General features: G+C 61.6%; 21 protein-coding genes. 11 read left to right on the forward strand and 10 right to left on the reverse strand.

Annotated elements, in window-relative coordinates; translation table 11 throughout:
* Positions 1 to 10: 10 nt before the first annotated feature.
* Positions 11 to 1,222 (reverse strand): copper-containing nitrite reductase, encoded by a 1,212-nt coding sequence (nirK, locus tag BLW66_RS09630; RefSeq protein ID WP_089946934.1) that lies wholly within the window; start codon positions 1,220 to 1,222, stop codon positions 11 to 13.
* Between the two features lie 321 nt (positions 1,223 to 1,543).
* Between nirK and BLW66_RS09635 the strand changes: the two genes are divergently transcribed.
* Positions 1,544 to 2,260, forward strand: coding sequence for a Crp/Fnr family transcriptional regulator (locus BLW66_RS09635; protein WP_089946935.1), 717 nt, complete (start codon positions 1,544 to 1,546; stop codon positions 2,258 to 2,260).
* On the opposite strand, the gene BLW66_RS09640 is transcribed toward BLW66_RS09635, so the two are convergent.
* A complete protein-coding gene (locus tag BLW66_RS09640; protein WP_089946936.1) occupies positions 2,241 to 2,459 on the reverse strand; it encodes a DUF1858 domain-containing protein in 219 nt (72 codons plus the stop codon). The genes BLW66_RS09635 and BLW66_RS09640 overlap by 20 nt on opposite strands.
* A gap of 125 nt (positions 2,460 to 2,584) precedes the next feature.
* On the opposite strand from BLW66_RS09640, the gene BLW66_RS09645 reads away from it, so the two are divergent.
* The 8 genes from BLW66_RS09645 to BLW66_RS09680 are packed head-to-tail and all read left to right on the forward strand — an operon-like array spanning position 2,585 to position 9,385.
* On the forward strand, positions 2,585 to 3,037 hold the full coding sequence (locus BLW66_RS09645) for a c-type cytochrome (protein ID WP_089947088.1): 453 nt from the start codon (positions 2,585 to 2,587) through the stop codon (positions 3,035 to 3,037).
* Between the two features lie 12 nt (positions 3,038 to 3,049).
* Complete coding sequence (locus BLW66_RS09650; protein WP_089946937.1) at positions 3,050 to 4,399, forward strand: cbb3-type cytochrome c oxidase subunit I; 1,350 nt, start codon at positions 3,050 to 3,052, stop codon at positions 4,397 to 4,399.
* 3 nt (positions 4,400 to 4,402) lie between these two features.
* Positions 4,403 to 5,203, forward strand: coding sequence for a CbbQ/NirQ/NorQ/GpvN family protein (locus BLW66_RS09655; RefSeq protein ID WP_089946938.1), 801 nt, complete (start codon positions 4,403 to 4,405; stop codon positions 5,201 to 5,203).
* 11 nt (positions 5,204 to 5,214) lie between these two features.
* Positions 5,215 to 7,098, forward strand: a complete 1,884-nt coding sequence (locus tag BLW66_RS09660) for a nitric oxide reductase activation protein NorD (RefSeq protein ID WP_089946939.1) — start codon at positions 5,215 to 5,217, stop codon at positions 7,096 to 7,098.
* A 1-nt stretch (position 7,099) separates the two neighbouring features.
* On the forward strand, positions 7,100 to 7,276 hold the full coding sequence (locus tag BLW66_RS09665; protein WP_089946940.1) for a protein NnrT: 177 nt from the start codon (positions 7,100 to 7,102) through the stop codon (positions 7,274 to 7,276).
* Positions 7,273 to 7,512 (forward strand): NnrT protein, encoded by a 240-nt coding sequence (locus BLW66_RS09670; RefSeq protein WP_089946941.1) that lies wholly within the window; start codon positions 7,273 to 7,275, stop codon positions 7,510 to 7,512. The genes BLW66_RS09665 and BLW66_RS09670 overlap by 4 nt, the downstream gene beginning before the upstream one ends.
* Positions 7,509 to 8,717 (forward strand): NnrS family protein, encoded by a 1,209-nt coding sequence (locus BLW66_RS09675; RefSeq protein ID WP_089946942.1) that lies wholly within the window; start codon positions 7,509 to 7,511, stop codon positions 8,715 to 8,717. Before BLW66_RS09670 ends, BLW66_RS09675 begins: the two co-directional genes overlap by 4 nt.
* The gene (locus tag BLW66_RS09680; protein WP_089946943.1) at positions 8,714 to 9,385 is read left to right on the forward strand and encodes an NnrU family protein; all 672 of its coding nucleotides are present in this window, start codon (positions 8,714 to 8,716) and stop codon (positions 9,383 to 9,385) included. The genes BLW66_RS09675 and BLW66_RS09680 overlap by 4 nt, the downstream gene beginning before the upstream one ends.
* Positions 9,386 to 9,410: 25 nt before the next feature.
* Here BLW66_RS09680 and BLW66_RS09685 read toward each other — a convergent pair whose 3' ends face one another.
* From BLW66_RS09685 to BLW66_RS09695, 3 genes are all read right to left on the reverse strand, one after another.
* Positions 9,411 to 10,004: a L,D-transpeptidase gene (locus BLW66_RS09685; RefSeq protein ID WP_089946944.1), complete on the reverse strand. Its 594-nt coding sequence runs from the start codon at positions 10,002 to 10,004 to the stop codon at positions 9,411 to 9,413.
* Between the two features lie 88 nt (positions 10,005 to 10,092).
* Positions 10,093 to 11,073 carry a type I glyceraldehyde-3-phosphate dehydrogenase gene (locus BLW66_RS09690; protein ID WP_089946945.1) on the reverse strand — a complete coding sequence of 327 codons (981 nt, stop codon included), beginning with the start codon at positions 11,071 to 11,073 and terminating at the stop codon, positions 10,093 to 10,095.
* Positions 11,074 to 11,168: 95 nt separating this feature from the next.
* The gene (locus BLW66_RS09695) at positions 11,169 to 11,894 is read right to left on the reverse strand and encodes a DsbA family protein (protein ID WP_089947089.1); all 726 of its coding nucleotides are present in this window, start codon (positions 11,892 to 11,894) and stop codon (positions 11,169 to 11,171) included.
* Between the two features lie 142 nt (positions 11,895 to 12,036).
* Here BLW66_RS09695 and BLW66_RS09700 point away from each other — a divergent pair, with 142 nt between their 5' ends.
* Complete coding sequence (locus BLW66_RS09700) at positions 12,037 to 14,073, forward strand: protein-disulfide reductase DsbD family protein (protein ID WP_089946946.1); 2,037 nt, start codon at positions 12,037 to 12,039, stop codon at positions 14,071 to 14,073.
* 6 nt (positions 14,074 to 14,079) lie between these two features.
* On the opposite strand, the gene ccmI is transcribed toward BLW66_RS09700, so the two are convergent.
* The 5 genes from ccmI to BLW66_RS09725 form a co-directional block, all read right to left on the reverse strand.
* Positions 14,080 to 15,234 carry a c-type cytochrome biogenesis protein CcmI gene (gene ccmI / locus BLW66_RS09705; protein WP_089946947.1) on the reverse strand — a complete coding sequence of 385 codons (1,155 nt, stop codon included), beginning with the start codon at positions 15,232 to 15,234 and terminating at the stop codon, positions 14,080 to 14,082.
* Positions 15,231 to 15,704, reverse strand: coding sequence for a cytochrome c-type biogenesis protein (locus tag BLW66_RS09710; protein WP_244508608.1), 474 nt, complete (start codon positions 15,702 to 15,704; stop codon positions 15,231 to 15,233). Before BLW66_RS09710 ends, ccmI begins: the two co-directional genes overlap by 4 nt.
* Positions 15,701 to 16,243 (reverse strand): DsbE family thiol:disulfide interchange protein, encoded by a 543-nt coding sequence (locus BLW66_RS09715; RefSeq protein WP_089946948.1) that lies wholly within the window; start codon positions 16,241 to 16,243, stop codon positions 15,701 to 15,703. The genes BLW66_RS09710 and BLW66_RS09715 overlap by 4 nt, the downstream gene beginning before the upstream one ends.
* Before the next feature lie 5 nt (positions 16,244 to 16,248).
* Positions 16,249 to 18,234: a heme lyase CcmF/NrfE family subunit gene (locus BLW66_RS09720; RefSeq protein ID WP_089946949.1), complete on the reverse strand. Its 1,986-nt coding sequence runs from the start codon at positions 18,232 to 18,234 to the stop codon at positions 16,249 to 16,251.
* Between the two features lie 112 nt (positions 18,235 to 18,346).
* Positions 18,347 to 19,195, reverse strand: coding sequence for a DMT family transporter (locus BLW66_RS09725; protein ID WP_089946950.1), 849 nt, complete (start codon positions 19,193 to 19,195; stop codon positions 18,347 to 18,349).
* A 155-nt stretch (positions 19,196 to 19,350) separates the two neighbouring features.
* On the opposite strand from BLW66_RS09725, the gene ppk2 reads away from it, so the two are divergent.
* On the forward strand, positions 19,351 to 20,241 hold the full coding sequence (gene ppk2, locus BLW66_RS09730) for a polyphosphate kinase 2 (protein WP_089946951.1): 891 nt from the start codon (positions 19,351 to 19,353) through the stop codon (positions 20,239 to 20,241).
* Positions 20,242 to 20,245: the final 4 nt, after the last annotated feature.

Here is a 20,245-nt window from a genome sequence, read left to right on the forward strand (position 1 = left end):
GGCTCTCCAGTTAGGTGGCGAAGCTGCGTGGCGGGACAACCTGCTCCATCAGCTCGTTGTCCCATTCGCCGTCGACCACGAAGTGGGCTGTGGCCCCAAGCAGAACCGCCTCGATCAGGTTGTGGTTCACATAGGCATAAACGCCGGGTTGCTCGAAGGTGTAGATCGCTGCCCCTGCACTGCCGCCACGAATGAACCAGCTTTCGATGTTGGTCGCAGGCGCATCATTAAAGGAGCCCGCTTCCCAGACGAAGTTCCCGTGCCCGCCGATCAAGTGGGGTCGACTGTCGCGGTTGGCTTGGTTGTGGATCATCAGAACCGTTTCACCAACTTTGGCCTTCAGGGCGGCTTCCCCTGTCAGGGCGCCCACCGCACCGTTGAACACGCTGTGTGTCGGAGTGAGTGTGCGCATGGCCTCCAAGCTGTCGGCGTAGTCTTCGCCAGCCTCTTCGTATTGCCGGAATTCGCCGTCTTCGTCTTTGGGCAGGTAGTAATCCTGCTCGCCGATGTAGGCGATGCTGTCGTAGCGCAGCGGGTTGCCCTCGTTGTCTTTCAAGCCGTCGCGCGGCAGCACCATAACAGCGCCGTTCATGCCGTGGGTGACGTGATAAGGGATCATCGCACCACCGGGGGCGCAGTGATATGTGAACACGCCAGCCTTCGTGGCCTTCCAGCGCAGCACAGTTTCCTCACCGGGGAAGACGTGGGTTAAACCACCCCCGCCCAACGCCCCTGTGGAGGCGTGGAAGTCGATGTTGTGCTCCATCAGGCTGTCTTCGGGGTTGCGCAGTGTCAGCTCCACCATGTCGCCTTCGTGGCAGATGATCAGCGGACCAGGCACATAGCCGTCGTATGTAAGGGCCCAGATGCTGGCGCCCGTGTCTTCGTCGACAACCATCAGGCGTTCTTGGGTTTCCATGTAGACTTCGATGATTTTCGGCCCGCCTGTGGCGACCTGCTCGTGGACAGGGGCGAAGGGCGGCGCGACCATCTCTTGCTTGACGCGTGTGTAGCCCGACAAATCAGCGGGGGCGGCTTGCACCTGCGCTTGGGCCTCGGCCTCAATAAAGCGGGCCGACGGTGCGATGCTTGGAGTTGGCGTGCGGCGCGCGGCGGCAAAGGACGCGGCCCCAGTCATAGCTGCAGCACCCGCGAGAACAGAACCGCGCAGCACGTTGCGCCGGCTTGTGGATTTAAGGCCTGGGTTAATAAACTTAGTCATTTCCGTCTCCAGTTCAGTAATTTAGCTGCGGTCGTAGCGTGGCTAATTGCGGGCCGTTCCGGACATCTAAGTGACTGCAACTAAACGCGGTTTCTCGCCGCTCCTTTGTGGGCTCTCAATCTGGCGGCTGGTCTTGTGTGTCTCCAGCTGCAAAGTCGAGGGGCTTCCCTACAATCGCGTCTTGTCCTTTTCCAACAATTGCCCAAAGGATAGCGCCTGCCGACGGGCGCACATTGATCTGGGACAAGAGAAAACGGCGGAATCTCTTGATCTAAATCAAATACCGTGGTGAAACGCGCCAAATCGTGGGAAGGTGGCCCAATGACAGCCGCAAGAAAACCATACGTCCGACTGGACGAAAGCCTGCTGACCGACCTGCCGCCCTTCTCCAAGCTGAGTGCGCGCGAAATTCGCGAAATCTTGGATCAGGCCAGCTCGCGCCGCTACGATGAGGGCGTGACCGTTTTCGAGGAAGGGTTCGACGCGGGCCGCTTTTTCTTGCTGCTGGACGGCTATGTGCGCGTGGTGCGTATCACACCGGAGGGCGAGCAAGTTATCGCGCTCCACATCCCCACGGGACAGCTGTTTGGCATCGCCAAAGCCTTGGGGCATGACACCTACCCCGCCACCGCGATCACCGCCGCGGAATCGATTGTGCTGTCGTGGCCCATGCACCTGTGGGATGACTTCGTGGCGCGCTATGACGGCTTCGCGACCGAAACCTATAAAACGGTCGGCACGCGGATGAAGGACATGAACAACCGCGTCGTGGAGATGGCCACCCAGCAGGTAGAGCAGCGCATCGCCTGCGCTATTTTGCGGCTGATCAACCAGACCGGTCGCAAAGTGGACGGCGGCATCGAAATCGACTTCCCCATCACCCGTCAGGACCTGTCCGAGATGACCGGCACGACGCTGCACACTGTCAGCCGCATGTTAAGCGCGTGGGAAAAGCAGGGGTTGGTCAGCAGCGCGCGCAAGCGGATCACCGTCCTCAAGGCGCATGAGCTTGTGCTGCTTACTGGGGCGCGGGGTTAAGCGCCTCTGCCAGTTCGTCAAAGAAGTCGTCCACGTTCAGCCCGTATTCCAAGCAGGCGTCTATGACTGTGTGAAACGGGTTCACCAGACAGCCGACACATAGCATCTTGTGACGCAGGAAAACCGGAATGGTTTCCGGCCACATGGCCATCAAATCCTCCAGCGGTAAATCAGGATCATCCAAGCGTTTGCGCTTCATCGTGCTGCTCCCTTCTCACGCTGCAGTTTATGACAACATCCGCTGCGAACGTTGATCTGGCACAAACTCCAAACGCGTCATTGCGCCTAAACAAGAGGCATCCAATGATGAACGGGGGCCGTAATATGGCTGAAATCTTAACAAAATCACGGGCGCGCAATATCTTCTACGGGGGATCCATATTCTTCGTCGTCGTCTTCATTGCTATGTCCGTCCACAGCCACAGATATGTGGTTGATGTATCCACCGCAGGAATGCCCCTCACCGAAGAGGTGATCTTGGGCAAGCATGTCTGGGAGCGGCACTCCTGCATTAACTGCCACTCTTTGCACGGCGAAGGCGCCTACTTCGCGCCTGAGGTCGGAAATGTCATGACCCGATGGGGCGTGCAGGATGATCCCGAAGACGCGTTCGAGACGCTGCAAGCATGGATGGAAAGCCAACCCAGCGGAATTGAAGGGCGTCGTCAGATGCCGAACTTCGACCTGACCGAAGAAGAAGTCCGCGGCCTTGCGGAGTTCCTGCGGTGGGCCGACCAAACCGACACACAGGGCTGGCCGCCCAATGATGCGGGCTAAGGAGTACCCAACATGAAATACCAATCACAAAAAGTGGCCTACGCCTATTTCCTCTGCGCGATGGCGCTGTTCGGAATTCAGGTGGCGGGTGGCCTGCTCGCAGGGTGGGTCTACGTCTCACCCAACTTCTTGGCAGAGCTTCTGCCGTTCAACATCATCCGTATGATCCACACCAACGCGCTAATCGTCTGGCTGCTGCTGGGATTCTTCGGGGCCGCCTACTTTCTGGTGCCCGAGGAGTCGGAGCGGGAGCTGTATTCAACCAAGCTGGCCTATTTACAGCTGATTATCCTGATGGTCGGCACCTTGGGCGCCGTTGGCAGCTACCTTGTTGGCATCCATGGGGGGCGCGAATTTCTGGAGCAACCGCTTTGGGTCAAGTTCGGCATCCTCGTGGCGGCGCTGATCTTCTTGTTCAACATCTCCATGACGGTGCTGGCGGGTAAGAAAACCGCGATCACCAACGTCTTGCTGATGGGCCTGTGGCTGCTGTCGCTGTTGTGGATTTTCGCCTTCATCAACCCAGACAACCTGTCTCTGGACAAAATGTACTGGTGGTTTGTGGTTCACCTGTGGGTGGAAGCCACATGGGAATTGGTCATGGCCGCCATCCTTGCCTTCTTGCTGCTGAAACTGACAGGTGTGGACCGCGAGGTTGTCGAGAAATGGCTCTACGTCATCGTCGCCACCGCGCTGTTCTCCGGCATTTTGGGCACGGGGCACCACTTCTACTGGATCGGCTTGCCGTCCTACTGGCAGTGGGTCGGGTCCATCTTCTCCACCTTCGAGGTGATCCCGTTCTTCCTGATGATGAGCTTCGCCTTCGTTATGGTGTGGAAAGGCAAACGCAACCACCCCAACAAGGCCGCGCTTCTTTGGTCTCTGGGGTCCAGCACCGTCGCCTTCTTTGGCGCGGGGGTTTGGGGCTTCTTGCACACGTTGCACGGCGTCAACTTCTACAGCCACGGCACACAGATCACTGCGGCGCACGGACACCTTGCTTTCTATGGCGCTTATGTGGCCCTGAACCTTGCGATCTTCACCTACGCGATGCCACTTCTGCGCCAGCGCCAGCCCTATAACCAAGTGCTGAACATGGTGAGCTTCTGGCTGATGACCGGCGGCATGGCATTCATGACCTTCGTGCTGACATTTGCAGGCACCATCCAGACGCATATGCAGCGCGTGGTTGGTGACTACTACATGGAAGTGCAAGACAGCCTGTCGGTGTTCTACCTGATGCGCTTTGGCGCGGGGGCATGTGTAGTGGTCGGCGCGTTTCTGTTTATCTACTCGCTCGTCGTCGTGCGCAAACGCGAGGTCATCGAGCCGGGTCTGGCAACAACTGTGGCGGGGGAATAAGTGATGAAAGACACCGTCACCCTCCCCGTCTCGGCCCCGTACTACCAGCCGTCAGGCCGCGAGTGCGAGCTGTTCGAGACCTCCCATGAAAACGGTTTACCCCTTCTTTTGAAGGGGCCGACCGGCTGCGGAAAAACACGTTTTGTGGAGCATATGGCCGCAAAACTGGGCAAACCGCTCTATACCGTCGCGTGCCACGACGACCTGTCGGCGGCCGACCTGATCGGGCGCTACCTGCTGAAGGGCGGGCAAACTGTCTGGGTCGATGGGCCATTGACCCGCGCCGTGCGCGAAGGCGCTATTTGCTACCTTGATGAAATCATCGAGGCCCGCAAAGACGTCACCGTGGTGCTGCACCCGCTGACCGACAACCGCCGCACCTTGATGATCGACCGCACGGGCGAGGAGTTGGTGGCACCGGAGGGCTTCATGCTGGTCGCCAGCTACAACCCCGGCTACCAAAACGTGCTCAAACGGATGAAACCGTCCACGCGCCAGCGCTTCTTGTCGGTGACGTTCGACTTTCCGAAACCCGATCTGGAAACCGCCGTTGTGGCAAGTGAAAGCGGCTTGGACAGTAACCGCGCGGCCCAACTGGTGCGCCTCGGCGGGCATATCCGCACGCTGTCGGGCATGGATCTGGAGGAAGGCGTGTCCACGCGGCTGCTGATCTATGCAGCCACATTGATGGCCAGCGGCATGAACGTGACCCACGCGATTGAGGCCGCCATTATCGAACCGCTAAGCGACGATGAGGACGTGCAAACCGCCCTGCGCGATCTTGTTGCCACGGTCTACGGCTAGGGGGACGACAGATGCACCTGCTTGACCTCATGGAGCCGGAGGAGACCGTAGGAAACCTGTGGCACGACATGGCCAGCGGCATTGGCGCGGATAAGGTTTATCCTGACGCGGTGGTGCATCTGAGCGATGTGCGCCCCAGCCTCGCGGTGCTGTTTCGCGCCTTGGGCGGCGCGGCCAGCGTCGAGTTGAGCGAAGCCCCCGCCACGCTTATGGCGCACCGCAGATCGGTGCGCCGCAAGCTGGGGACGGAGCGCGAAAAAGAATGGGTGGCAAGCTTTGACGGCGCGCGCCTGCGCCTGCCACCCATGATCGCCGCCTTCCCTGACCGTGCGTTGAACCGCGCCGCCTATTTCTGGCTCGTGGCGCTTGCTGCTTCTTGCGACGCCCTGCCCGCCCCGACGGACAATCTGCGTGCGAGAGACTGTGCACAGATTCGGTTTAATGCCGCCGCCGCTGATCGCGCCTACGCGCGTTGCCCCGGCTTGCGCGATGCCTATGTGAAGATGTGCGAACTGGCGCATCTGGCCCGCCCGACACTGACCCTGCCCCCCGCCGAGGCCGCGATGGAGCAAGCCGTGCGCGACCAGCTGTGCGGCGGCACCGCAGCCGTGCAAGACACAGCAACCGACCGCCATTATATGCCCATCGCGCCCGTCCCCTTCTGGCTGCGCTTCGACGCACAAGAACGCGGCGACGCAGCCGCGCCCGATATGGAGGACGCCGCAGCAGCGCCCCCCGTCGCCGCCGCCAGCACCCGCAAACTTGGCCACCGCCAAGACCGCGACGAGGCCAACCGCAAAGACAGCTTCATCCTGCACCGGTTCGAGTCGATCCTGTCATGGGTCGAGTCGATGAACCTGAACAGAAGCGTCGATGATGACGACAACGAGAACGCCCAGAAGGCGGCAGAAGATCAGGACAACATCACCCTGTCCAAAGTCGACAAACGCGCCGCGACGCGGTTGCGGCTGCATCTGGACCTGTCGCCCTCCGACGCGGACCACGAAAAGCTGGCGGGGGAATTCACCTATCCCGAATGGAACCACCAAAGCCGCAGCTACATGGATGCGCATTGCCGCGTTCTGGATGCGCCTGCCGTACCGGACCCGAACGAGACATTCACCCCGAACGCCATCCGCACCCGCGAGGTGCGCCGCCAGTTCGAGAGCTTACGCCCGAGGCGCATCCTGCGCCCGCGCCAGATCGACGGGACAGAGCTGGATCTGGACGCGCTGATTACCACGCAGGCGGATTTGGCCGCCACCGGACATGGCAGCGACCGCATCTGGCAATCCGCCCGCCAGATAGAGCGTGATTTGGCTGTGGCGTTCCTCATCGACACGTCGCGCTCCACCGAGGCGGCAGTGGGCGACACATCCGTGATCGACGTCTCCCGCGAGGCGTTGGCGTCCCTTGCCACGGGGATCGACGCGGCGGGGGACCAGCTCGGCATATGGGGGTTCTCGTCCCTGCGGCGCGACCGCATCTTTCTGACGCGCTGCAAGGGGTTCGACACCAAAATGGGCCCAGACGTCACCGCCAACATCTGCGCCCTGCGCCCCGGTCACTACACGCGGCTTGGCGCCGCAATCCGCCACACCTCCGCCATGCTGGCGGAACAACCAGCGGCGCGTAAGTTGCTGATTGTGCTGACGGACGGCAAACCCAACGACCTTGACCACTACGAGGGGCAGCACGGCATTGAGGACAGCCGCATGGCCGTCCGCGAGGCCCGCCGTGCGGGGCAATCCTTGCACGGCGTGATCATCGACGAGGACGGGCAAGACTGGTTCGCCCGCATCTTCGGGCGCGGCGGCTTTAGTTTGCTGCCCCACCCTGCGCGGCTGACCCGTGCGCTCCCCGACATTTACCGCAGCTTAACGCAGGAGACCTGACATGCGTTTTCTTTCCTCCCTCCTTCTCATTCTGTGCGCGTCCCCCGCCGTTGCCAGCCAGTTCGACCGCCCGATCCCGCAATCGCAATCCGCCACGGCGGAGCTTTGGTTTGGCCTTGCCTCGGTGGTGCTGATCGCAGCGCTTGGCTTGGTGCATCATCTGGTCATGCGCAAATGACACGTCGCGGCTGGACTACGGGGCAAATCGCGCTGGTCCTTTACCCGTTCGGGGCGGGCGCTGCGGCGGTGAATGTGTTCTTCGCGTCGCTGATCGGCACGTGGGTCGGTCTACCAGTGCTGAGCACCTTTTGGTCCATTCTTCTGGGCTGCCTTATTGGACTGCCCGCAACATTCGCCTTTGCAAGGCATCTGCGTCACCTGATGGACGAAGCAGAGCCGGAGGACATGCCATGAAAACCACCACAGCCGAACAAATGCGCCAATGGCGCGGCCCCGCCGTCCTGAGTTTCGGGTTCCGCCCGCTGTTTTCACTTGCCGCCCTATGGGCAGCCGTGGCGATGGCGATGTGGATTGCTATGCTATCGGGCCTGATGGAGCTGCCAACGCGGTTCGATCCGGTGACTTGGCACGCGCATGAGTTTCTGTTCGGCTACCTCAGCGCCGTGATCGCGGGCTTCCTGCTCACCGCAGTGCCCAACTGGACGGGCCGCCTGCCCGTGGTGGGATGGAGCTTGGCAGGGCTGGCGCTGCTCTGGGTGATGGGGCGTGTGGCAATCGTGATGTCCGCCGCCCTGCCCGTCTGGCTGGTCGTCGCGGCGGACATTTGCTTTCTGGCGACTTTATGGGGCGTTGTGCTGCGCGAGATCGTGGCGGGCAAGAACTGGCGCAACCTTCCAGTGTTGGGCTTGGTGGGCGTCCTAATCTTTGCCAATCTGGTGTTCCACTACGAGGCGGCACAGGGCGACTACGCGGCGCAAGGGTTCGGGCTGCGCTTGGGCCTGTCCGTCGCGTTAATGCTGGTGTGCCTGATCGGCGGCAAAATCATACCGTCGTTCACGCGCAACTGGCTGACCAAGCGGAGTGCTACGAAACTGCCAACGCCGCCAATGCAGCGTTTCGACAAGATCACCCTTGCGGCCACCGCCGCCAGCTTGCTGGCGTGGACGGCAGCGCCCGCGCATCTCTTGGTGGGCTTGGCATTGCTGGCAATTGCAGTGCTTCACTTTATACGTCTCGCCCGTTGGCAGGGCACCGCCACCAGCGCGGAGCCATTGGTATGGGTGTTGCACCTCGCCTATATGTTCGTCCCGCTTGGCGCAGCCTTAACGGCTGCTGCGATCCTTGTGCCCGACGCGGTGGCGCAGGCGACGGCGTTGCACGTCTGGACGGCGGGGGCGCTTGGCATGATGACGCTCGCCGTGATGACACGCGCGTCCTTGGGGCACTCCGGTCGTGTGCTCCACGCGGATACGGCGACCACCTTCATCTACCTCTCCCTTGTGGTGTCCATCATGACACGCATCGCCGCCGACTACCTGCCGGAGCTTCGGGCCGAGTTGCTTACCCTGTCCGGCCTGTTTTGGCTTGGAAGCTTTGGCGGCTTTGCGTTAGCCTACGGCCCGATGCTTATGCGCGCAAAGGATGAGAAACCGGCATGACTTGGCTTCAATACGCCGCTGTGATCCTTGCCTTTTTCATTAGCCACTCTGTCCCTGTGCGCCCGAAAATACGCGCAGCACTGGTGGCGCGGCTGGGGGAGCGTGGCTTTACCACCGCCTACTCCGCCCTATCGCTGGTTATGCTGGCCGCGGTGATTGCCGCAGCGGGGCACGGGCCCTTCGTGCTGCTGTGGTCGCAAGCCGCGTGGCAGCATCATGTCGTTATGGCCGGAATGCTGGGGGTGTGTGTCTTGCTGGCGTTTTCGGTGGGCCGCCCAAATCCGTTTTCCTTCGGGGGCGCACGGAATGATCAGTTTGACCCCGCCCACCCAGGCATCGTGCGCTGGACGCGGCACCCGGTTTTGATGGCATTGTTGGCGTGGTCCATGCTGCATTTGCTGCCGAACGGCAATCTGGCGCATGTCATATTGTTTGGCATTTTCGCGGGGTTCGCCGCGATGGGCACCAAGCTGGTCGATAAACGTAAACGCCGCCTGATGGGCGACGACCAGTGGCAGGCACTGCTGGCACAGGTTCGCACCAGTCCGCTTGTTCCCGCCTCCGCGCGCGGCACAAAGGTGCTGATCCGCGCAGGGGTGGCTTTGATTATTTACACCGCTTTGGTGGTGCTGCACCCGATGGTGATCGGCGTGCCCGTCTGGGGCTAGCCGATCAAACGCGGGTGCGTGTCGCTTATATGATGCGCACTTGGGTGCCGACAGGGCACAGGCTGAACAGCTCGGCGATTTGTTCGTTGTAAAGACCGATGCAGCCCGAGGACGAGCGGCGCCCGATCTTACGGGTGTCGTGGGTGCCGTGGATCAGATACGCGGGCCAAGACAGGTACATCGCGTGCGTGCCCAGCGGGTTACCTGGGCCGGGAGGCATGTAGGACAGGTCCGGATCTTCTTTGATCATATTCGCGGTTGGCGTCCAATCCGGCCCGACGCGCTTGCGCACGATCTTGGTGTAGCCGCGTTTGGTCAGGTCCTCACGGCGTGGCACGGAGGTCGCGTAAACGCGGTAATCCGACGCGTCGGAGTTCCAGTAGTGCAGCGCACGCGACGTGGTGTCGGCCACAACTGTGGCAACGCCCAGCGTGTCAAAGTGGTCCTGCCAGTTCTGGTACTGGAAGCTGGAGGCGTTCCGAGTGACGCCACGGGTTTCTTGCTCTTGGCCGATCTCATCCACAGGGGTCGCGACGGTTTGCGCGCGCAGCAATGTGGGCGTGGCCAAAGCGGCTGTTGCCGAGGTAATAAACAGACGACGGGATTGTTTGATGCTCATGTTGTTAGGGCCTCTGGCTCTGTTGAGTGTTTGGGGCAGCGTCTAGCATTTTGATCATGACTAAGAAACTCACATCTGTGTCATTGGTTCAGGTCATTTTGCGGGCAAGATCAATCATCCGGTTCGAAAACCCCCATTCATTGTCATACCAGCCGAACACCCGCGCCATACCGCCCGATTGCGTCACATGGGTTTCAGGCAAGGCCATGACAATGCTTTCAGGCCGCGCGCGCAGGTCCGAGGACACCAGCGGCTCGTCCGTGGTGCCTATGATCTGGCCTTTAATTGTCGTCAGGACGTCGTTGATTTTCTCTTCTGTAAAAGGCTCTTGCGCCTGAAAGCTCATGTCGATTGCAGAGACGGAGGCCGTGGGCACCCGCACCGACGTCGCAAAGATGCGCCCCGCCAGATCGGGCAACACCAGATCGGTCAACTTGCCCGCAGATGTGGTCGTCGGCACCATCGACAGCGCCGCCGCGCGGGAACGCACCAGATCACCGCGCGGGGCGTCAACCGTGGGTTGCGACCCCGTGTAGCAGTGGATCGTTGTCATATGTGCGGTGATCAGCCCGAAGGCGTCGTCAATAACGCGCGCCAAGGGAGCCAGCGCATTGGTGGTACAAGACGCGCAGGAGATGATTTCTTGATCGGTCAGCGCCGCGTCATTCGCGCCAAGCACGACGGTTTCATCTGCCGTGGGGCATGGCCCAGAGATCAGCACCCGTGCCGCCCCCGCCTGCAAACCACGCGCCGCAAATTCGCGGGTGCTGGCTTTGCCCGTGCATTCCAGCACCAAATCCACGCCCGCCAAATTAAGGGTCGACAGATCGGGCGTATCGGTCAGCGGGTAGCGGATGCCGTTAATGGTGAGGGAAGTATCGTCATAGGTGACATCGCCCGGATACTGGCCGAACACGCTGTCGTGCTTGAGCAGATAGGCGCATAGCTCTGGCCGCGCGATGTCGTTGAGGGCGACGATCTCGAACCCGTCGCCCGCAGGTGTCGTGGTTAACAGACGCAGAATGGAGCGCCCGATGCGCCCCAACCCGTTGATGGCAATTTTCGCCATGATCCCGCCCTTCCGTATTTGACGCCTAGAGGATGCCCGACACTAGGCCGCAACAATTTCCAAAAGAAAGCCCAAAAGGCGTGTGTGTCTGCGATCTAACCGGCGTCGCGAATTTCAGCGACAAGCGCCTGCATCTGCTCGAACTCGATTGCACCCGGCACCAGCTGGTCACCGAAGATAAACGCAGGCGTGCCGTTCAGGTTCAACGCTTGTGTCAGCTGCATGCTGGTCTGGATGTGCGCCGCAACTTCCGGCGCATCCATGTCGCGCACCAGTTGATCGGTATCCATGCCCAGTTCTTTGGCGATCCGCAGTACGCTGGCCTCGTTGGCGCGGCCGTTGTTTTGCATCAATGCGTTGTGGAATTCCTCGTATTTGCCTTGCGCGCGGGAGGCCAGAGCGGCACGCGCGGCGTACACGCTTTCCTCACCAAGGATCGGCCATTCGCGCAGCACCAAGCGCAGGTTGCTGTCGGAGCCAAGCAGGTTTTGCACGTCGGAGTAAGTGCGGCGGCAATATCCGCAGTTGTAGTCAAAAAACTCCACCACGGTCACATCGCCGTCGGGATTGCCCACGACAGGCGCGTTCGGGTCTTGCTCCAGCGCGGTGCGGTTGGCGCTCAAGACGGCCTGCGCCTGATCCGCTTGCGACTGCTCTTGGCGCGCTTGCAGCGTCTGGATGGCTTCCATGACGATCTCAGGATTGTCGCGGATGGTTTCCAGCACGAAATCGCGCATCTCGTCCTTGCTCATCTCCTGCGCGGACATGGCGGTGGTGGACAGGCACAGCGCAAGGGCGCTCGACATTGCAAAACGGATCATCAGGCGGGGTTCCTTGGCTGATAAAGAAGTTAACGGGACCGTGATGTTCCGCGCGGTGATTGTCAAACAGTTGACGATCACGAGGCGGTGACAGAGCGCAAAACCTCTTGCGTTTGGCGGGGCATCAGGGGACCAAAGGGCCATGAAAATATTGACCTCCCTGCTCGTCCTCTGGCTCTCCATAGCCGTGTCGCCCGCCTTTGCCGCCACCTCCCTCGCCTATCAAAGCGAGCGGATGACCGCGCGGCTGATTACGGCGGAAAACGCCGTGGCGCCGAACGCGGGCGCGTTGTCAGTCGCTTTGCAGATTGATCTTGCGGACGGGTGGAAAACCTACTGGGAAGCCCCCGGCGCCGTGGGCTACGCGCCCGACCTTGATTGGAGCAGCTCTGCCAACCTGCGCAGCAGCGAGATCATGTACCCCGCTCCCACGCGGTTCGAGGCGTTCGATATCGAGAACTACGGCTACGAGAAGCACGTGACCTTCCCGATCCAAGTGGTGCTGGACGAGACCGGCGAGACGACAGTTCTGAACGTCACTGGCAACGTCTTGGTCTGCGCGGAGCTGTGCATCCCAGAGATGTTCGATCTATCGGTGACCTTGCTGGCAGGTGCTGGCGGGATCGACACCGCATCCGCCACTGAGATCGCAGACGCAGTGGCCACCGTTCCCGTAGCGCTAGATGAGGCTGGCATGCGCAACGCGCGGCACTGGCTGTCACCCGACAAATCCGAGTTGCAGGTCGCCGTCGACAGCGCGCAGCCCTTTGGCAGCAACGTTCAACTGTTCCCCAACATGGGTGCGGACGCAGCATTCGGTGCGCCCAGTTTTACCTATAGCAACGACCGCACCTCTGTGGTTGCCGTTCTTCCAGTGCTCAGCGCGCCAGAAAACACGGCGCCTTTCGAAGTCACGCTGACCGACGGCCCGCGCGCGGCGCGTTTCACGGCGGACACCGCCAGCCCCACCCCCTTGGCCGACGCCAGCGGTGTGGCCAGCCTGTGGTGGATTGCTGCAATCGCGCTGCTTGGCGGGCTGATCCTGAACATTATGCCCTGCGTGCTACCGGTCCTGACGATCAAATTCGCCTCCGCGCTGAAGTCGCGCGACCAAAGTCCTGCCCGTATCCGCGCGGGGTTTCTGGTGTCCGCGCTTGGGGTGCTGGCGTTCATGTGGGCCTTGGTGGCGATCTTGCTGGCCATTCGCGCGGGCGGTGGCCAAATCGGCTGGGGGGTTCAGTTCCAAAATCCGGTCTTCTTGGGTGTGATGATCGCCCTTATCGCGGGCTTCGCCGCCAATATGGCCGGAATGTTCGAGATCACCCTGCCACAACGGCTGAACACCTCCATGGCGCAGGCCGAAAACGGCACGGGGCTATGGGGGGATTTTGCGACGGGAGCCTTGGCCGCAGTCCTCGCCACCCCGTGCTCCGCCCCGTTCTTGGGGACGGCGGTGACCTTTGCGCTGGCGGGAAGCGGCTTTGAGGCCGTGGTTATTTTCACCGCACTTGGGCTGGGTCTGGCTGCACCTTACTTGGCGATGGCATTGCGCCCGTCGCTGGTGAAGGCGCTTCCCAAACCCGGCGTTTGGATGGTGCGGATCAAGTGGCTCATGGCGGGCCTGTTGGCGCTGACCGCGCTTTGGCTGTCGTCCGTCTTGGCACTGGTATCGGGGTGGGGCGTCGCAGTTTTGGTGCTGGCGCTGATCGTGGCCGCCTTGGCCGCGTTGAAGCTGCCCCGCGCCAGCCGCGCGGTGGCCGTCACCTTGGTAATCGGCGCAATCATGGTGCCGGCCTTGTGGCACCCTGCCCCGCAACACGTAGAGCAAAGCGCCGACTGGCTGGCATTTGACGAGGCCGAGATCGCAAAGGCGCTGGCCAAAGATGAGGTGATCTTTGTTGATGTCACAGCCGCGTGGTGCCTGACCTGCAAAGCCAACAAAGCCCGCGTGCTGGACCGCAATCCGGTGGCTGACGCGTTGCAGGCCGACGGGGTGGCGGCGATGCGCGGGGATTGGACACAGTCCAACCCTGCAATTTCCAGCTACCTGAAAGCCAACGGGCGTTTTGGTATCCCGTTCAACATCGTCTACGGGCCTGGCGCGCCGCATGGCATCGCCCTGCCCGAGTTCCTAACGCATGACGCGGTCATGCAGGCGTTAGACGCCGCGCGGCTTTAATTGCCTTTAATTGCCAAGCGCCGCCATCCCCTGCTCCACCGCAATGCGGCGCGGATCGTCTTCGGGCAAGGTATCGGTAACTTTTTTGGCGCTGACGTAAGCGGCGCGCGCGTTCTCTGTCTCGCCCAGCACGCTGTAGGCCCCAGCGAGCTGTAGCCAGCCTTGGATGTTGTCCGGCTCGTCTTCCATACGGGCCGCAAGATTTGACACCATCGTGCGGATGAACTCCTGACGCTCCTCCGCCGTCATGTCCGAGGCGGCTTCAATGTCGTCCGATGACGGGCCACGGGGTGCGGCGTCGGGGAAGTCAGGCAGGCTTTCCGGCTCCAACCCCAGCATGGCGCCCAGACGGTTCACCTCACGCATGTAGAACGGCATCCACGCGGTTGGCGCGGTCTCCAGCGCGAGACGGTCCAAAAGCAGCTGGCGCGCAGCCTCCGTATCACCAGCCTGCGCCGTGGCGACGGCTTTGTAATATGTGCCCGCTGGATTCATCGGGTCCAACGCAACGGCGCGGTCGATGGCCTCTTCGGCGGGCTTGGTTACGGTCCCGTTCTCTGCGGTGATCAGGGCCTCCGCGTAATGTGACCACGTGGACGACGTGGCGTCGTCGCGTTCCACGATGCGGGCGTAGGCGTCGGCTGCTGCGGCGTGGCGGCCCATATTGCCGTAGGTCGTCGCGAGCAATTGCCAGCCACGGGTTTCACCGCCGTCGGGCTCGCTCTCTAGCTTGTTGCGCAGTTGCGTCGTCAGTTTGATCAGGTTTTGCGCCTCACTCCGCTCCGCCGTGCGCTCGGCAAAGGGAACGGACGCGGTGCCAGGTGCGCCAAGCTGCGTGTAAAGCGCCGCGCCCGCCACAGGGGTGAGCAGCGCGAAGGCCACCAAGACATTCCGCCCTGACGTCCCTGCCGTGCGCGACGTGCCGCGCGCCTTATCGGCGGCAAGCATACGGCGCTTGATCTCGGTGCGTGCGGCGTCGGCCTCCGCGCCCGAGATGATGCCGCGTTCGCTGTCGCGGTCGACCTCGGCCAATTGATCGCGGAAGATGGCAATCGCACTATCCGCGCGGTCCAATCCATCCTCGGAGCGGCGCATAAGTGGCCACAGGAATGTCACCACAGTCAGCAGCGCGAGGGCGGCAGCGAAGGCCCAGAAGATCATAGGGACGTGTCCTCTTTCATCAGCTTGGCGAGGTCGGTTTCTTCCTCAGCGCTAAGGTGGGTGTCTTTGGAGGCGGGCTTGCGTGGGCGGCGCGACAAGGACACCGCAACGGCGACGCCACCGATAAGCAGGATCGCAAAAGGGCTAAGCCACAGCGCATAGGTAGAGGGTTTGAACGGCGGCTTGAACAGCACGAAGTCCCCGTACCGCAGCACAAGGAAGTCATAAATTTCCTGATCCGTGTCGCCCGCTACCAACCGCTCACGGATCAAGACACGCAAGTCCCGCGCCACCCCCGCATTGGAGCTGTCAATCGGCTCGTTTTGGCAAACCACGCACCGCACATTGGCCGATATCGCGCGGGCGCGGTCTTCCAACACAGGGTCCGACAGCACTTCGTCCGGCTCCACAGCGAAGGCGGCCGTACTCAGGGCAGCTATGCCCAACGCCAGTATCCCCGCGCGGATCACTGGCGCACCTCGTCCAAGGCTTCCATGAAGCGGCGCAGACCGTCACCCACAACGGGGCCAGCGAAACGGTGACGAATAACGCCCTCCGCGTCGATGATGAAGGTTTCCGGCACGCCGGAAATGCCAAGGTCGATACCGGCACGGCCAGAGAAATCGGACCCGATCGCCGCGTAGGGGTTACCCAGCTCATCGAGCCATTTGGCCGCCGCTTCCGGCTTGTCCTTGTAGTTCACACCGATGAGGGTCAGCCCCTCCTCCGCGCCTAGGCGCGTCAGGTTTGGATGCTCCGCACGGCACGGCCCACACCACGACGCAAAAACGTTGAGCAGTTTGATGCCGTCCATTTCCACCAGATCATCCGTGGTGAACCCAGGCGTCGCGACACCCTCAACCGGCCCTAAGTCCAACTGGGGAACCGGCTGCGAAATCAACACCGACGGCAGTGCCGACGGATCGCGCCCGCCCGACAGGCCCCAGATGGCAAAACCGCCGATGATCAGGGCCAGCAAAAGTGGCAGGGCGAATAGCAGTCGTTTCATCTGGGTTACTCCGCAGGTGTTGCGCCAACCGGCGCGGCTTTGGATTTGCGCGGTGCGCCGACGCGCAGGCGACGGTCCGACAGGGACAGGCTGCCCCCAAAGACCAACAACGTCGTGCCAATCCAGAGGAAGTTGACCAGCGGCTCATAAAGCACGCGCAGCGTCCATTTGCCCTTCGCGCCTTCCGCCGCCGGTTCCGCGATGGACGCGTAGAGATCGCCCGCCAAGGTTTGCCGGATAGAGCTTTCCGTGGTTGAGGAACCTGCCACCGGATAATCGCGCCGTTCTGGGTAGAGCTTGGTGACGAATTTGCCGTCGCGCGTGACGTTCAGTGTGGCGACTTGGGCGATGTAGTTCGGCCCCTGCTGGCGCTCGATGCTCTCGAAGGTCAGCTCAAAGCCCGCGACTTCCAGCTGGGTTCCGGGGCTGGCGAAGACGACGATATCTTCCTTCCAAGCCGACGACGCCGTCGCCCCCATTGCCAAGAGCGCGACGCCAAGGTGCGCCAAAGTCATGCCGTGCGACGCGCGGGGTTGGCGGCGAATGCGCGCCACAGCGCCCGGTTGGAACAGCTTCACCCGCTTGATCCACTCTTGCGACGTTGCCACAAGCAGCCAAACCGCGACGCCCATAGCGATGACCGCCAGAACTGGCCCGCCCGTGGTCACATACCACGTCACGAGCGACGCGATGACGGCAAGCGCCAACGCCAGCTTGAGACGGGACAACACGCCTGCAAGGTCCGCCCGCTTCCACGATAGAAACGGACCGACGCCCATCACCACCATGAGCGGCAGCATGATCGGGATAAAGCCCGCGTTAAAGAACGGTGGCCCGACGGAGATTTTATCGCCGGTGATGGCCTCCAGAAACAACGGATAGAGCGTGCCGAATAGTACCGTTGCTGTGGCCGTGGCCAACAACAGGTTGTTGATCAACAACCCTGCCTCGCGCGAGATAGGCGCGAACAGCCCGCCCCCTTCCATCGCGGGCGCGCGCCACGCGAAGAGCGCAAGGGAACCACCGATGGACAGGAACAACAGCCCGAGGATGTAGACCCCGCGTTCAGGGTCCACTGCGAAGGCGTGAACCGAGGTCAGCAAGCCGGAGCGCACGATAAAGGTGCCAAGCAGCGACAGGGAGAACGTCAAGATGGCCAGCAGGATGGTCCAGCTTTTGAAGGTGTCGCGCTTTTCGGTCACAATCGCGGAGTGCAACAGCGCGGTGCCCAAGAGCCACGGCATAAACGCCACGTTCTCGACCGGATCCCAAAACCACCAGCCGCCCCAGCCAAGCTCGTAATAGGCCCACCAAGAGCCAAGCCCGAGACCCGCCGACAGCGAGGTCCACGCGGCCAAGGTCCACGGGCGCACCCACCGCGCCCAAGCGGGATCAACGCGCCCCTCGATCAAGGCCGCAACAGCGAAGGAAAACACGATAGAGAAGCCGACGTAGCCCACATAAAGCAGCGGCGGGTGGATCGCGAGGCCCACGTCTTGCAGCAGCGGGTTCAGGTCGTTGCCGTCCAAAGGGGGCGGCACGATCCGCGTGAAAGGGTTGGAGGTGAACAGCATGAAGCTGACGAACCCCACGGAAATCCACGCCTGCACAGAGAGCGTCCGCGCCTTCAGGGCTTCTGGAATGTTCCGCCCGAAAAAGGCGACCGCTGCACCGAAGGCGGCAAGGATGAAGACCCAAAGCAGCAAGGAGCCTTCGTGGTTGCCCCATGTGCCCGCGACTTTGTAAAGCATCGGTTTTAGGGAATGCGAGTTATCCACCACGTTCACCACGGTGAAATCCGACACGATATAGCTGCGCATCAACGCCCCGAAGGCGAACGCAATCAACACGAATTGCGCCAGCGCACTCGCCTGCCCAGATCGCATCCAAAGCGCATTGCCGCGTGCTGCGCCCAGCATAGGCAGCACGCTTTGCACCAATGCCGCAATAAGGGCCAATGAGAGGGCGAATTGTCCGAGTTCAGGGATCATGGGGCAGCCTGTCTAATGGTGTCAGCCTAAATGGGGCCAAGCGTGGGCCAAGGTCAAGCGGTGCAGCCGCGACCGGTTGACCCGCCTGTTCACGATCCGGCGATTTGCAGGCCTAAGGCCGCGTCGCGCGCAGCAATATCACCCCCAGAAGGGTGATCATGGTGGAGACGACTTTGCCAAGGCTTAAACGCTCCCCCATCCACAGCACACCGATCAGCAGCGCAAAGATGATCGACGTCTCACGCAGGGCCGTGACCAAGGCAATCGGCGATTGCGTGAAGGCCCACATCACAAGGCTATACGCCACGAAGGACGCGGAGCCTCCGATGAAGAACACCTTTTTGCCCTTCACGAACAGATCGCTCAAAACCTTCGGTGTGGTTGCGGCCATGAACACCGCGAAAATGACCGCATTCGCAATGCCAAGCCACGCGTAATACCCCACCGCGGAGCCGCCCGCCCGTGCGCCCATCCCGTCCACCAGCGAATAGCTGGCGATGAAACAGCCCGTGGTCAGCGCCATCGCCGTCGCTTTACCGTTGCGAAGCCCGTCCGCCCCGCGCACCAGCGATATGCTCAGGATACCGGCGGCGATGGTGACGATTGCCAGAACCTCCATCATGGACAACTCCACGCCAAGGAAGATCAGGGATACCGCCGCCACCAGCAAAGGGGCGACGCCCCGCGCAATCGGGTAGACCTGCGTTAAGTCGCCGATCTTGTAAGACCCAAGCAAAAACCACTGATAGCCGAAGTGCAGCGCGGTTCCGGCCAGAAGATAGGGGTAGGACACCGGATCAGGTGCGGGGACTAGGAACAACGCGAGTATCGCCAGCGGCAAGTGCCCGATGACCACGGCGGCCATGTTCAGACGCTTGTCCGCCCCCCCTTTGACCAAGGCGTTCCAGACGGCGTGAAGCAGGGCTGCCGTCACGACGGCGAAAAATACCAATGGTGTCATAGGGCTACGCTAGGGCGCGCGGTGCGGCGCGGCAAGGCGTATCTGCGGGCGCGTGCCATGGGGGCCGTTGATCCACGTCAAGGTGACCCAGCGGCGTCTCTGCTAGGCTTGGAAGCATATTCAACGCTCTGTTCCGCTTAGTTTGAAAGGCCCCTATGACAGTTTCCAAAACCGCATCCGCCCACCCGCAGCCCGACTACGACGCCCAAACAATCACGGGCTTTGAGCAGGGCATTTACCCCTACCCCAAGAAGATCAACCGCGCCGCCTACGAGGCGGAGAAAGCCGCGTTGCAGGTGGAGTTGCTGAAAGTTCAACACTGGATACAGGAAACCGGCCAAAAGTTTGTCTTGCTGTTCGAGGGGCGCGACGCGGCGGGCAAAGGCGGCACCATCAAACGCTTTACGGAGCATCTGAACCCGCGCACCGCACGGGTCGTGGCGCTGAACAAACCGACCGAGCAAGAGCGCGGTCAATGGTTTTTCCAGCGCTACGTAAAACATCTGCCGACCTCGGGCGAGATGGTCCTCTACGACCGCTCTTGGTACAACCGCGCGGGCGTGGAACGGGTGATGAATTTCTGCGCGCCCTCGGAGTATCTGGAATTCATGCGTCAGACGCCGGAGTTCGAGCGCATGCTGGCGCGCAGCGGCATCAAGCTGTTCAAATACTGGTTTTCCGTCACGCAAGAGGAGCAGAAGAAGCGCTTCTCGTCGCGGGAAACAGACCCGCTGAAACGCTGGAAACTCTCACCGATCGACCGCGCAAGTCTCGACAAATGGGATGACTACACCGAAGCGAAGGAAGCCATGTTCTTCTACACGGACACGGCCGACGCGCCTTGGACGGTGATCCGCTCGAACGACAAAAAGCGCGCGCGGCTGGCCTGTATCAAACACTTCTTGTGGCAGTTGGACTACCCCGACAAGGACGCCAGCGTTGCCACCCCGCCAGACCCGAAAATCTACCACCAAGCGGAGGCGGTCGTGCATCAGGCGGACCACATTTTTGCGACCTCCCTGCACCCAGCCACCCGCAAAGGATGAACGC

It is taken from the genome of Litoreibacter albidus, assembly GCF_900107015.1.
GTDB classification, from domain to species: domain Bacteria; phylum Pseudomonadota; class Alphaproteobacteria; order Rhodobacterales; family Rhodobacteraceae; genus Litoreibacter; species Litoreibacter albidus.